Below are 12774 nucleotides of genomic sequence, written 5' to 3'. Positions count from 1 at the left end.
GAAGTAGCTAGTCCCGCAGAGCCTTCTGAATCTGGCGGTCCATTTCAGGACTGAAAGTGGCCGCTAGTTCATCGGTGATGTGATTGCTGTCGCGGTAGACGTAGATATTGCCAATAACTTTACGGCAGGTGGTCGGACCGCAGAAGATGTCGGAGAAATCTAGACTGTGCCCGTTGGGGAAGTTCGCAAGAATCTCCTCAGCGGGATTTTCTGCATTTAGGGCAGTTTTGCGGTGGATAGTGCAGTCTTCTTCCGCTTCTTCGCATACGCTGGGGGAGAATTGGTCCAAGTCCTCCCGTAGCGCCCATGGGTTATCGCGGATGGCGAAGAAATCAATTCCGCGTTCTTGCAGAGCAGCGAAAAACGAAACGTAACCATCCGGTGTGTAGTCGCCGGGCTGCGGTGGGTCCGCCTGGAACAAGGGTCTGGTTGCAGTGGTGAAAACCATCTCTGGCTGAATCTCGTCAATTTTCTGCAGAGCCTCGAAAGTCCAGGCCACGCAGATATCGCCGACTCCGTGGATCGGTTCTAAGGTCGCTGGACAGCCTTGTCGGAGAAGAACCACCACTCGGTACCCGTTGTTTTTGCCGTAGGCATCAATCGGGGCAAACCAATGTTCCATGTGCGAGCCGCCGACGATGACAATCGATTCACTAGCATCTGCATCACCGTAGACACACGGCTGGGTCTCATCGCGCCAACGGCGATTCGGCGGGAAGTATCCGACGTCCTCACCGCCTGTCGCAAGGCAGCCATCGAGGGCAGGTTCCGGCCAAAGGTCCGTGATGAAATCGGTATTCGGCTTTGTGGCTGCCTTGGGGACCTCGTACCCGTCGGTAAGCGCGAGTGCACCTGGATAGACCTCTGGATCTAGGCTGGTGGCGGAGGCGCGATCGACGCGCACCTGTTGCACGTTGACAAGGCTGGACATGCCGACCAACGCAATGACGACAACAGTGCCGACTGCCGCTAGACGACGAGCCGGGCGACGATGCTTCATTGCGTGGATTGCATCGCCAACGACGGGCTGAGTCCGGGTCGGTCGGCGAGTCGATTGAGCCAGCGGCAGCTCGACATACTTGTTGGTGAGTTTGGCCAAAATAAAGGAAACGACGATCACTGTGGTGCCAAGTTTCAGCCCCGGAGTATCGCGGTTGAGGTAGTTTATGGCCAGGATGAGAAGAGGCCAGTGCCACAGGTAGAGCGCGTAGGCGCTCTGGCCTACTTCGCGCATTGGGCGGCTGGCCAGGAACTTGGAGATCCAGCCCGCCTCAGGGCCGGCGATAATAATCAGCGCAGCACCACCGAGGGGCCATAGGGTCCAAGGGCCTGGGAACTGTGCGGCGCCGTCGAAGATGAAACCGGTGGAGACTACCAGTGCGAGGCCGATGCTGGCTAACAGCACTCGAAGTGGCTTGGGCATGGGGATGGAGCCCCGGACAAGAATCAGTCCGAGTAGTGCGCCGAGGCAGAGCTCCCAGAGGCGGCTGACAGTGGAGTAGTAGTTCCAGCCCTGGTTTTCGGAGTGCATATAGAAGGCATAGGCAAGCGAGCCGAGAGTGATAACTGCCAGCAAAGGGGTGAGGATTCGGCGGAGTTTACCGCCGGTAGCGTCGGTGCGCTTCGCCTCCACCGGTGAGGTAACCGCGCCGACAATCTGGGGTGAGCGCGTCATCCAGGCGAGTAGGGAGATGAGCAAAATGGAGCCGAGATAAAACTGGCCCTGCACCGACATTGACCACAGGTGCTGCAGTGGGGAAGTTTCGCTCTCTGCGGCAGCGTAGTCCGAGCCCTGGAGTGCCAGTTCATAATTTTGGTAGTAGAGCAGGCTGGCGCGGAGTTGCTGGGCAATGTCGATGGTGCGAAGCGATGGAATGAAGTAAATGACAAACAGGGTTGTCGCGAAGAGGACCAGCACCAGTGTCGGGATTAGGCGACGCAGCGTGCGCCAGATACTCCACCACGGATTGATGGACTGCCTGGGGTTGATGGCATTGCGGTACTGCGCGCCGAAGAAGAAAAACCCGGAGAGCAAGAGGAATACGTCCACACCACCGGAAACGCGGCCGACGTAAACGTGGAAAAGGACTACGAGGGCAATCGAAATGCCCCGTAGTCCGTCCAAGTCATACCTATATTGGGTGCCGGTGGTTTTCATAGAATGTTACGTTACCGCACTGTCAACGACGTTCAGCATTAGTGGGTATGCAGCGTTTCGAGTGCGCAGTTTTGTTAATTTCCAAAAACTGCTGGTAACATACCTCGAGTTGTCTCAATGAGAATCCTCAGCTGAGGCACGACTGCGAATTCATCGGATCCGGCCACGGCCGCCCGGTGGTCACGCGCAGTGTAAATATCCCAAGGGCAAAACCGGTCCGAGGCACTTCGTTAGTAATTACTCGTGAGCTCGGATGCATAAGTATTGTCCAGTGACATAGAAGAAAGAGGAACTCCTCATGGCAGTCAAGATTAAGCTGCAGCGCCTGGGTAAGATTCGTACCGCTCAGTACCGCGTTGTCGTTGCTGATGCTCGTACCCGTCGCAACGGTGCGGTCATTGAGAACCTGGGCATCTACCAGCCGAAGGAAGAGCCGTCGATCATCAAGATTGACTCCGAGCGCGTTCAGTACTGGCTGGGCGTCGGTGCACAGCCGACCGAGCCGGTTCTGGCTCTGCTGAAGGTCACCGGCGACTGGCAGAAGTTCAAGGGCCTCGAGGGTGCAGAGGGCACTCTGAAGGTTGCTGAGCCGAAGCCGACCAAGCTCGAGCTGTTCAACAAGGCTCTGGAAGAGGCCAACAATGGCCCGTCCGCTGAGGCCATCACCGCTAAGCGCCGCGAGGCCAAGGAAGCAGCTAAGGCTGCTAAGGAAGCTGAGGAGGCCGCAAAGGCTGCCGAGGCTGAGGCTGCTGAGTCCGAGGCTTCCGAGGACGCCGAGTAATAAGGACGCTGAGTACGCCGCTTAGCTAATCCGGGCGCTACCTTATACTTCAAGACGAAGTGTTGGGTGGCGCCTTTTTGCTTTACGCGGGGTGTTTTACAGAGCCTTTATAAGAGAGGGAGTGTGCGCGTGTCGGTAGCTGACATGGTGCTTATTGGCCGAGTGATCAAGCCCCACGGTGTGCGCGGGGAAGTCGTCGTCGATGCGACAACGGATGATCCGGAAGGGCGTTTCGCAGTCGGGGCCACGCTGTTGGGTGTACAGGCCGGCCGTGAGGAACAGCTGACTGTGAAAACGGCACGCCCGCACCAGGGGCGTTTGCTGATTCGCTTCGAGGAGATTCCGGGCCGCAATGAGGCCGAGCGTCATCGGGGTATGAAGTTTTATGCCGAGCCCGTCTTCGAAGACGAGGACTTTTATGACTTTGAACTTGAAGGCCTGCGCGTAGTCCATAACGGCACCGATATAGGCGAGGTCACTTCTATCGTCCGCGCGCCCGCTCATCGTCTCCTTGAAGTCACGCTTGACGACGGGGCCCGGGAGGTACTCATCCCTCTGGTAGAGGACATCGTTCCGGAAGTTGACCTTGAGAATTCTACTGTCACCATCACCCCGCCGGAAGGACTGTTGGAGCTGTGAGCTTACGTCTCGATGTAGTCACAATCTTCCCGGAGTACCTCGAGCCACTGCGTCATGCGCTGCTGGGCAAGGCAATTGAGCAGGGCATTTTGAGTGTCGGAGTGCACAACCTGCGCGACTGGGCGCCAGGTGTACATCAAGCCGTGGATGACTCGCCCTACGGCGGTGGCCCCGGCATGGTTATGAAGCCGGATGTCTGGGGCCCCGCCCTCGACGAGGTGGCGACGCTGAAAGCGGAGCAGTCGCTCACGTCCGCGGTGCCACATTTGGACAATGTCCGCCATGATCAGAAACTGGGCTTGGTCGAGGAATCTTCCTATGCTGCAGCGGAAGTGCCGTCGTTAAGCGAAGAAGATTCAGCGAAGCCCCTGCTGATCGTCCCGACCCCGGCGGGCGAGCCGTTTACGCAGCAGATGGCGCAGGAGTTCTCACACGAGGAGCACATTGTGTTCGCGTGCGGGCGCTACGAGGGCATCGACCAGCGAGTTATTGATGATGCCGCTAATCGTTACCGCGTGCGTGAGGTCTCTATTGGGGACTATGTGCTGATCGGCGGGGAAGTGGCGGTGCTGGTGATTGCGGAGTCCGTCGTGCGGTTGATCCCGGGTGTGTTGGGCAATCGCAAAAGCCACGAGGAGGACTCTTTCTCTGACGGTCTGCTCGAAGGGCCGTCCTACACCAAGCCGCGCGAGTGGCGTGGACTGACAGTGCCGGACGTTCTCCTCAGCGGCAATCACGCGCTGGTGGACCGTTGGCGGCGCGACCAATCGCTCATCCGCACGGCCGAACGTCGTCCCGATTTGCTTGCCGACGTCGACCTCAGCGCCCGTGACCGGGAAATAATCCAGGGAGTCATTGGGGAAGTAACCGAGGAGAACTGCTAGTGGCACGTGTTCGAATTGCGCGACCTCGGCACGTCATTGGTTGGCTAGCTGTCCTTGGGGCGCTGGCGTGGTTCACTCAGACGCAGCTGGCGGGGAGTATGGATCAGTCGTTTGCGGGTTGGGTCAGTGACCTGCATGGGGCGCGGGATGGCCGCGTCGATAGTGTGATGCTGGCTTTGAGCGAGATTATCCGGCCGATTTACGTCGCGCCGGTCACGCTTGTTGCTGCGGCACTCCTGTGGTTCCGCTTCCGTGCGTGGGCGTTGCTATTGCCGGCGTCATTCGGTTCGTCAATTGCGGTGACTTATGCCATGAAGTGGTTTTTGGACCGCGACCGACCGGGAGAGGAGTTCTCACTGGTCAACCTGCACGATGCGGCGTTTCCTTCTGCACATGTGGCAGCGGTTACCTCCAGTGGCATGGCCGCGATGCAGCTTGCCATCCCCGTATTGCGCCGCACAGCCCGCAAGCTGCTCGACCTGGCCATCATCGCGCTTATCGGCGCTGTGGCACTGTCGCGCGTGTGGGTCGGGGCGCACTGGCTCACCGATGTTATCGGCGGCCTCATCGCCGGAGTTATCGGCTTAGCAGTTGCGCTGCTAGTTCTTAGGAGATGGCCACGAGCACGGCGCTACGCGCTGCCTTAGTCTCCTCGTAGAAGGCCACGGGTTCGCGGTACCGCTGTGTCGCAGTGGCTTCGTCGATAAGCGAACCATTGTCCGTGATGCGGGCGGCAAGATCGATGCTTGCCAGCGTCTGGTGCACGTCGCCGACGCGATCGGCGCGGATGACTGCGGACAGCGGCTTGCGGCAGACGCGGTCGGCACCGAGGATGGCCTCCGCCAGCGGGTCGCCGAGTGCCTGGCCGTCGATGGGATTGCCGGTCAACGTGCGCAGCAGGGACTCCCAGTCCGTGTCGATGTCCAGGGCATCTTCGTCCGGAACGTCGACGAAGTGCTGCAGGATAATCTTCTCCGCGCCGTCGGTAACAAGCCCCGCCGTGCCGCCGTCGCTGGTCGCCGCAGGTGCTGCGACCTCAACTAACCGCGCTGCCTCCTCGTCGGAGATGCGCAGGTATTCGGCACAGAGTTTCTGCTTCATGGGGCTCCTTTTCCGGTGATTACTGCGAGCCTTCTGTGGGGCGTTCGCCAATTGGTACTTCCACGATAGTAAAGTTGCCCGGGTGATTTCATCAGTAATTGCCCGAGAACTCGCCGCCACTGGTGCGGACGTTGCCGAAAGTGCCGTCGCCGCCGCTATCAAGCTTCTCGACGAAGGCAACACCGTGCCTTTCATCGCCCGCTATCGCAAGGAAGTAACCGGCGGACTCGATGACACACAGCTGCGTTTCATCGAGGAACGCGTCGTCTACCTGCGCGAACTAGAAGATCGCAAGCAAACGATTCTCGCCGCTATCGAAGAGCAGGGAAAGCTTAACGACGACCTGAAGGCCGCCATCCTCGCCTGCGACACTAAGGCGCGGTTGGAGGATCTCTACCTGCCGTACAAGAAGAAGCGCAAGACCAAGGCCGATATTGCACGTGAGGCCGGGTACGAACCGCTGGTGGAGGAGCTGCTGGCCGACCCAGCCGCGGACCCCGAGACTCTGGCCACTAAGTACGGCGAGGCAGCTGGTAAGGATGCGAAGGACGCTCTGACCGGTGCCCGTGCCATCTTGGTCGATCGCTTCGCTACCGATGCTGATTTGGTTGGCTCTGTCCGTGAGCAGGTGTGGTCCTCCGGTTCCGCCGCCGCTGCCGTGGTGGAGGGCAAGGAGACTGCGGGTGCGAAGTACCGTGACTACTTCGAGCACAACGAACCTCTGGACACCATGCCTAGCCACCGCGTGTTGGCCGTGCTGCGCGGTGAGGCCGAGGGCATCCTGACGCTCAACATCGATGCGGGTGAGGATGAGACCTACGAGCACATGATCCGTGAGGCCTTTGAGCTTCCCGACGGCGGTACCTCCAAGTGGATTGACCAGGCCGTTCGTTTCGGTTGGCGCACCAAGTTGGAGGTGTCCGCTGCCCTCGATGCCCGCACTCGACTGAAGGAGCGCGCCGAGGCCGAAGCCGTGGATGTCTTCGCCCGTAACCTGCGTGACCTGCTGCTGGCCGCACCGGCTGGCCAGCGCGCCACTCTCGGCCTGGACCCGGGATACCGCAATGGTGTTAAGTGCGCCGTTGTCGACTCCACTGGCAAGGTGCTCGACACTGCCATCGTCTACCCGCACCAGCCGCGCAATGACTGGTCCGGCGCCAAGGAGCAACTGGCCACTCTCTGCGCCACGCACCGCGTGGAGCTCATGGCCATCGGCAACGGCACCGCTTCCCGCGAGACCGAAACCCTGGCCCGCGAAATCGCTGACCTGATAGCTCAGGCCGGTGGCAAGAAGCCGACCCCTGTGGTGGTTTCTGAGGCCGGTGCTTCCGTCTACTCCGCATCGTCCCTGGCAGCAGCTGAGTTCCCGGACATGGATGTATCTCTCCGCGGTGCCGTATCGATTGCCCGCCGCCTGCAGGACCCGCTTGCTGAGCTCGTCAAAATCGATCCGAAGTCCATCGGTGTCGGCCAGTACCAGCACGACGTTTCCCAGACCAAGCTCGAGCACTCTCTCGATGCCGTGGTCGAGGATGCCGTCAACGCTGTCGGCGTGGAGGTCAACACCGCCTCTGCGCCGCTGCTCGGTCGCGTTGCTGGCGTGTCCTCGACTGTTGCGGACAACATCGTCGCTTACCGAGACGAAAACGGCGCTTTCACCTCCCGCAAGGAGCTGCTGAAGGTTCCGCGTCTTGGCCCGAAGGCCTTCGAGCAGTGCGCCGGCTTCCTTCGCATCCACGGCGCTAACAACCCGCTGGATGCCTCCGCCGTGCACCCGGAGTCCTACCGCGTCGTCGATGCCATCGCCGCTTCGACCGGCGTTAGTGTCCAGGAGCTCATCGGCAACTCCCGTGTCCTGTCCAAGGTGCGTGCTGCAGACTTCGTCGACGAGTCCGCAGGTATCGGCCTGCCCACCGTCCAGGACATCTTGACCGAGCTGGACAAGCCCGGCCGCGATCCGCGTCCCGAGTTCGTCACCGCCACCTTCAAGGAAGGCGTGGAGAAGGTCTCCGATCTTCAGCCCGGCATGATTCTCGAGGGCACCGTCACCAACGTCGCGGCCTTCGGCGCCTTCGTCGACGTCGGAGTCCACCAGGACGGCCTCGTCCACGTCTCCAACATGGCCCGCGGTTTCGTCTCCGACCCGCACGAGGTCGTCCGCTCGGGCGAGGTGGTCAAGGTGAAGGTTCTCGACGTTGACGTCGAACGCAACCGCATCGGTCTATCGCTCAGGCTTGACGACGACGCCTCGGATGCCAAGCCAAAGCGTGACGGCGGTCGCGGAGAAGGCCGTGGAGGCGGCCGAAAGCGTGGTTCCCAGAATAAGAAGCGCGGTGGAGCCAACCGCGGTGGAGGCGGCGGTTCCATGGCTGACGCGCTGCGCAGGGCAGGCTTTTAGCTCCTGATCTGTTAGCGCTTGATTTATTAGCGCATAGCCTATTGGCGCATAGCGTCGATGCGGCTGTTGATCTCACCCGCGACAGCCGCAGCCATTCCATCCGGTACGACGATGGTGTAATCGGACCCCGAGGTCTCAATCTTGACTGCCTCGCCTGACCGTGCCGCCACGGTGATGCGGCCATCATTGCCAAGTCGAAGCCCAATACCGCCACCGTCGGCCCAGTTATAAGTGGCCGGCTTCGCATATTTGATGGTTCGAAGCTCAATGGGGTGTTTCATCTTCAGCGGTCCACAGCCGTTAAAAACGGTAATGGAATCTGTCTTCGGGTCCGTGTCTAGTGTCATGCCGGTTTCATATGCGATGAGGAATAGCGGCGTGCACAGCAGAAAAACAATGCCGAGGCTTGGCAGGAACACTGCGAGCGCTACAGACACCACGCACCAGACTGCGAGGGTGACCTTGACCCCCTTAGAGATGGCCACACTGACATCGATGGGAGTCGGGGCTCCTTCTCGATGGGGCAACTGTGGCGATGTCGGCTCGGTGACCGTGGCGTCGGTAAGCGAGGAGTAGTCCTTGAGGCGGCGCGTCACGAGCAGGGCCGCTACTAGGCCGATGATGACGCCGGCTATTGCATAGATCCAGCCGATTCGGGCGGTCGTAGGGTCCGTCGTGCCGATCTGCGGGATGATAATCGCGAATTCAATGCCGATTAAGAAGCCGCAGAGGGCGAGGTTGGTTATTGCAATTGGCTTCCGTACAACAAGCGGCGTACTGGTCTTGGCGCCGAGCCAACCGATCTGTGCACATGCGATGACGATGATGGCCATAATCAATGTGCTTTGAACTGGCGGCATGAAACCGTTGGGAGTGCCGCTACCGCTCCAATGCGTTGCTAACTGCTCCGGTAGTCGGTCGGAAATGGCAATTACCCACAGAAGCTGTGCAATCGCCAGAACGCACGGGGCGATGATTGTTCCTCGAACAATCCAGGGGTCAAAGCGTGGAATCTGCTGCATGGAGACAATCTAGCAGTTGGGGGGGGGCTTTGTAGCAACGGTCGGCAGCGGTCGTTATTGGAGTGCTGTATCAGCGTGACGTTGTAGCGAGCGGTTGTAGCGTGCCGTCTTAGTGTGCGCGGAGTTTCGCCAGAAGATGCACCTCGTGACATTTGATAACACGCTCAACAATTCACTCGAATGTACAAGCGAAAAAGTTTTATTAAAGGGGTTGCGCAATCGAATGGGTGTGCTAAAATGGAGGCATCAAGAACAAAGTACTTGAGCTTCTCTTCTTGGCGTTGGGCTAGTGGTATTCACTGGTTATCGACACTGAGCGGGGTTGGGGCTTTGGGGGAACAATGTCTGAAAAAGATAGTCCGGCCAAACAACCGTCTGATGTTTACCAAGCGGCTCTGCTGCCTGAAGCGCCGCAGTTTTTCCACGAGTCATCCACGAACCAGTTGGCGGTGGCGGGTATCCAACGCAATCGCCTGGAACTGGGTATAGCTTGCGGTTGCACGCCGAAGTCGCTTGAGATTGATGTGAATGCATACATTGCTGAAATCGCACCCGAGTTGGGTATTTCCCGCGGTAAGGCGCTCGAGTATGTAGAGGTCGGCATTCAGTTAGCGCGTATGCCCCGGCTGGGTGCCTTTATTAAAGCTCGAGCTCATTTGCCCTTTGCGCATCTGATCACCATTGCTCGCGCGACAGCGCCGCTCCACGATCCAGAGGTGCGTGCAGCTGTTGAAGAAGAAATTGCCCGCTTTGTCATTCCCCGAAAGCATGGCGAGGCACTCCGGGGAGTTCGCAGCCTACATAAATTCCTGCAACGGGTTATCGAAGAAATTGAACCTCAGCTTCGCCCCAAAAACCTTCCGGGTGATGTCGATCCGCTGCTTCCTGCAGGAGAACGCGAAATAGTAGGAGAGAGTATCGGTTTTGAAGAGAGCGACAACTTCGCGGAAGTTTTTATGGAGCTGGAAAAGACCCGCGCTCTCGAATTCAAAACCACCCTCGAGTCCATCTCCAGCTCAGCTGGCTGCACTCGAGTCGAAGCTTTGACACACCTCATCCGCGGCACCGCCGAGGCAAAAATCGTACTCAACCTATACTGTCCTGCCACAGAGGAGCGTCCCCGCACCGCCTGGCTTGGCGGCGTTGGCTGGATCTCGCAGTTAGCTACGCAGGCGTGGATTGATAAGGTCACGCATATTCGTATGCTTGCCGACGAAACCGCGGAGGGCTACGCCCCAACCGAAAGTCAGAGGGCCTTCGTTAAAGGTCGGGACGGAACGTGTCGCTTTCCGGGATGTGATGTACCCGCGGAGCTCTGCGACATTGACCATATTGAGCCGTACGACAAAGAGCACCCAGAGGAGGGCGGGGCAACGGAAACGCCGAACCTCCACTGCCTCTGCCGCCGGCACCACAACATGAAAACAGCTGGTCTGTGGAATGTTGCACGTGATCGGGATGGAGTGGAACTGTGGACGTCGTCAAGCACGGGCAAAAAGGCGGTGAGCCTGGAAGATGGGCCGCTCGCCGGGCACGGACGCTACACCTTTGACAAACGGGGACTGCGAATGGCGCAGGCACTGGCAGAATATAACGAGTATCGCCAGGAGTTGATAGAGCAATCACGGAAGCTGGTCGAAGAAGCGCGCAGGGGAGAAGACGCCGATACTCTTAAACCGCAAGACCCCCAGGACCCACAAGACCCGCAAGACCCGCCGAACATGGAAGAGTTTGGTTTCTGACCAGGGGGTGTGTAATAATTTCCAGGTTGTCTTTATAGGCAGCTTTACCTGTTTCGGGCATGAACCGGCCGAGCGTCCCTCTGTGGGAAAGCGCCGCCAGGGTCCTCTGTCTATGCAAAAAGTAAAGGAATAAGTTTCCATGAACATTCTTGACAAGGTTGATGCAGCATACCTGCGCGACGACATTCCGGAGTTCCGCGCTGGTGACACCGTCGAGGTCGACGTAAAGATTGTCGAGGGTAAGACCGAGCGTATTCAGGTCTTCAAGGGCGTCGTTATCCGTCGTCAGGGCGGCGGCGTCCGCGAGACCTTCACCGTCCGCAAGGTATCCTTCGGTATCGCTGTTGAGCGTACCTTCCCGGTGCACTCCCCGAACATCGACGAGATTCGCGTTGTCTTCAAGGGCGACGTTCGCCGTGCGAAGCTGTACTACCTGCGCAACCTGCGCGGTAAGGCTGCACGCATCAAGGAGCGCCGCTAGTCTTTTGGCGCAAAATAATCCCCATCGAGTGTTGAGCTCGGTGGGGATTTTTCTATCGCGTATAGTCTTTTCCCATGACCGACGACGATTCTCGCGAACAGACTGACGGCCAAAAAGAAGACCGTACTGAAGGCTTGAAAGGCTTCCGGAAACTTGACGAGGAGCCTGAAAAGCACACTCCGTGGTACATCGAGATTCCAATCATTATCGTGATTGCCCTGCTCATCAGTGCCGGTGTGCAGTCCTTTATCGGCCGCGTCTACGTGATTCCATCCGAGTCGATGCAGCCGACGCTCAACGGATGTGTCGGGTGCACCGGTGACCGCATTTGGGTGGATAAGGTTTCCTACCAGTTCTCAGATCCCAAGCCCGGCGATGTTGTCGTCTTTAATGGCCCGGAGTCCTGGAATAGTAACTACGTGTCACAGCGTTCAACCAACCCAGTGGCGAACTCGCTGCAGACGGTTGGTTCCTGGATTGGCCTTGTCGCCCCGGATGAAAATGCGTTGGTCAAGCGTGTGATTGCCACGGGTGGGCAGACTGTGCAGTGTCGCCCAGGAGATCCCGGCATCATGGTTGACGGCAAGATGACAGACCAGGATTTCATTAAAACTCCGGCAGACAAGCCGGTGGTGGATAATCTTGGCTCAGAGCAGTGTGGTGGCCCGTACTTCGGGCCGGTAACAGTGCCGGAGGGGCATCTGTGGGTCATGGGTGATAACCGCACCAACTCTGCGGACTCTCGCTATCACATGGGCGACGAGCTGCAGGGTACTGTGCCGCTGGATAACGTCGTCGGCAAGGTGCAGGCAATCATCCTGCCGTTTAACCGCATCGGTGGCGTCGATGATCCGGACATCCAGCACAACTAGTCAGCACAGTCTGCTCACGCCGCCGGCGCCGAAACTGCGGAGGCTGAAGCAGTCGCGCACGATAGAGGTCGCGCTGGCAAAGCGTGGCTTTGGGCCTGTAGCTGGGGTCGACGAGGCTGGCCGTGGCGCCTGTGCAGGCCCGATAGTCATCGCCGCCTGCTGCCTTCCCGAACGCCCTATCGCAGAGCTGGATAAGCTCACCGATTCTAAAAAGCTCACGCCGGCCGCACGCGAACGGCTCTTTCCGCTCATCCAACGCTTCGCCACCTCTTTTTGCGTGACGACGATTCCCGCGTCCTACATCGACCAATTCGGCATTCAGGACGCGAATGTCACTGGAATGCGCCGCGCGGTAGCCGGTTTGGGGAAGCGCCCTGGCTATGTGCTTACCGACGCACTCAAAGTGTCTGGCTTCACGGCACCCTATTTGCCCGTGATTGGTGGTGATTCCGCTTGCCGATGTATTGCTGCTGCGAGTGTCTTAGCCAAAGTCACCCGCGACCGCATTATGGTTGACCTATCGGAGAAGTATCCGGACTATGGTCTGGCGGGGCATAAGGGCTACGGCACGGCATCGCATATGGAAGCGATTTCACGCCATGGCGCAACCCCGGAGCATCGGTGGTCATACCGCAATGTGCGCTTGGCACACGCGGAGTATCTTGAGCACCCCGAATAGACCAACATGTACAAAAA

Annotated in this window: 12 protein-coding genes; 9 read left to right on the top strand and 3 right to left on the bottom strand. The window is 58.9% G+C overall.

The annotated features are described in order from the left end of the window. Window positions 1-7: 7 nt before the first annotated feature. Window positions 8-2158 (bottom strand): acyltransferase family protein, encoded by a 2151-nt coding sequence (locus tag HMPREF2562_RS03865; protein ID WP_070549645.1) that lies wholly within the window; start codon window positions 2156-2158, stop codon window positions 8-10. A gap of 298 nt (window positions 2159-2456) precedes the next feature. Here HMPREF2562_RS03865 and rpsP point away from each other — a divergent pair, with 298 nt between their 5' ends. The 4 genes from rpsP (at window position 2457) to HMPREF2562_RS03845 (ending at window position 5109) form a co-directional block, all read left to right on the top strand. After that, entirely contained in the window at window positions 2457-2939 is a 483-nt protein-coding gene (gene rpsP, locus HMPREF2562_RS03860; protein WP_038628648.1) for a 30S ribosomal protein S16, read from the top strand. Window positions 2940-3083: 144 nt separating this feature from the next. After that, window positions 3084-3578 carry a ribosome maturation factor RimM gene (gene rimM, locus HMPREF2562_RS03855; protein ID WP_049171609.1) on the top strand — a complete coding sequence of 165 codons (495 nt, stop codon included), beginning with the start codon at window positions 3084-3086 and terminating at the stop codon, window positions 3576-3578. After that, the gene (trmD, locus tag HMPREF2562_RS03850) at window positions 3575-4462 is read left to right on the top strand and encodes a tRNA (guanosine(37)-N1)-methyltransferase TrmD (RefSeq protein WP_049171525.1); all 888 of its coding nucleotides are present in this window, start codon (window positions 3575-3577) and stop codon (window positions 4460-4462) included. Before rimM ends, trmD begins: the two co-directional genes overlap by 4 nt. Beyond that, window positions 4462-5109 carry a phosphatase PAP2 family protein gene (locus HMPREF2562_RS03845; RefSeq protein WP_070439622.1) on the top strand — a complete coding sequence of 216 codons (648 nt, stop codon included), beginning with the start codon at window positions 4462-4464 and terminating at the stop codon, window positions 5107-5109. Before trmD ends, HMPREF2562_RS03845 begins: the two co-directional genes overlap by 1 nt. On the opposite strand, the gene HMPREF2562_RS03840 is transcribed toward HMPREF2562_RS03845, so the two are convergent. Beyond that, window positions 5069-5563: a DUF1877 family protein gene (locus HMPREF2562_RS03840; protein ID WP_070549644.1), complete on the bottom strand. Its 495-nt coding sequence runs from the start codon at window positions 5561-5563 to the stop codon at window positions 5069-5071. The two genes, HMPREF2562_RS03845 and HMPREF2562_RS03840, sit on opposite strands and share 41 nt — an antisense overlap. Window positions 5564-5645: 82 nt before the next feature. On the opposite strand from HMPREF2562_RS03840, the gene HMPREF2562_RS03835 reads away from it, so the two are divergent. After that, window positions 5646-7961 carry a Tex family protein gene (locus HMPREF2562_RS03835; RefSeq protein ID WP_049194020.1) on the top strand — a complete coding sequence of 772 codons (2316 nt, stop codon included), beginning with the start codon at window positions 5646-5648 and terminating at the stop codon, window positions 7959-7961. A gap of 38 nt (window positions 7962-7999) precedes the next feature. Here HMPREF2562_RS03835 and HMPREF2562_RS03830 read toward each other — a convergent pair whose 3' ends face one another. After that, window positions 8000-8983: a DUF1648 domain-containing protein gene (locus tag HMPREF2562_RS03830; protein WP_049189676.1), complete on the bottom strand. Its 984-nt coding sequence runs from the start codon at window positions 8981-8983 to the stop codon at window positions 8000-8002. A 341-nt stretch (window positions 8984-9324) separates the two neighbouring features. Between HMPREF2562_RS03830 and HMPREF2562_RS03825 the strand changes: the two genes are divergently transcribed. From HMPREF2562_RS03825 to HMPREF2562_RS03810, 4 genes are all read left to right on the top strand, one after another. Further along, window positions 9325-10725, top strand: a complete 1401-nt coding sequence (locus tag HMPREF2562_RS03825; protein ID WP_070549643.1) for an HNH endonuclease signature motif containing protein — start codon at window positions 9325-9327, stop codon at window positions 10723-10725. Between the two features lie 139 nt (window positions 10726-10864). Next, a complete protein-coding gene (gene rplS / locus HMPREF2562_RS03820) occupies window positions 10865-11206 on the top strand; it encodes a 50S ribosomal protein L19 (protein WP_048761860.1) in 342 nt (113 codons plus the stop codon). A 74-nt stretch (window positions 11207-11280) separates the two neighbouring features. Beyond that, window positions 11281-12078 (top strand): signal peptidase I, encoded by a 798-nt coding sequence (gene lepB, locus HMPREF2562_RS03815; protein WP_048735525.1) that lies wholly within the window; start codon window positions 11281-11283, stop codon window positions 12076-12078. Beyond that, window positions 12053-12757, top strand: coding sequence for a ribonuclease HII (locus HMPREF2562_RS03810; protein ID WP_240593326.1), 705 nt, complete (start codon window positions 12053-12055; stop codon window positions 12755-12757). Before lepB ends, HMPREF2562_RS03810 begins: the two co-directional genes overlap by 26 nt. Window positions 12758-12774: the final 17 nt, after the last annotated feature.

Origin of the sequence: Corynebacterium sp. HMSC077G07, from assembly GCF_001809225.1 — a bacterium.
GTDB lineage: Bacteria > Actinomycetota > Actinomycetes > Mycobacteriales > Mycobacteriaceae > Corynebacterium > Corynebacterium jeikeium_D.
The sequence above is the reverse complement of the archived record's forward strand: the minus strand, read 5'-3'. Positions and strand labels throughout refer to the sequence as shown.

Excerpts from the sequence above, each read along its gene's own strand:
- HMPREF2562_RS03830 (WP_049189676.1), bottom strand. The coding sequence starts at position 8,983 with ATGCAGCAGATTCCACGCTTTGACCCCTGGATTGTTCGAGGAACAATC.
- HMPREF2562_RS03865 (WP_070549645.1), bottom strand. The coding sequence starts at position 2,158 with ATGAAAACCACCGGCACCCAATATAGGTATGACTTGGACGGACTACGG.
- HMPREF2562_RS03810 (WP_240593326.1), top strand. The coding sequence starts at position 12,053 with ATGATCCGGACATCCAGCACAACTAGTCAGCACAGTCTGCTCACGCCG.
- rimM (WP_049171609.1), top strand. The coding sequence starts at position 3,084 with ATGGTGCTTATTGGCCGAGTGATCAAGCCCCACGGTGTGCGCGGGGAA.
- HMPREF2562_RS03825 (WP_070549643.1), top strand. The coding sequence starts at position 9,325 with ATGTCTGAAAAAGATAGTCCGGCCAAACAACCGTCTGATGTTTACCAA.
- rplS (WP_048761860.1), top strand. The coding sequence starts at position 10,865 with ATGAACATTCTTGACAAGGTTGATGCAGCATACCTGCGCGACGACATT.
- rpsP (WP_038628648.1), top strand. The coding sequence starts at position 2,457 with ATGGCAGTCAAGATTAAGCTGCAGCGCCTGGGTAAGATTCGTACCGCT.
- HMPREF2562_RS03840 (WP_070549644.1), bottom strand. The coding sequence starts at position 5,563 with ATGAAGCAGAAACTCTGTGCCGAATACCTGCGCATCTCCGACGAGGAG.
- lepB (WP_048735525.1), top strand. The coding sequence starts at position 11,281 with ATGACCGACGACGATTCTCGCGAACAGACTGACGGCCAAAAAGAAGAC.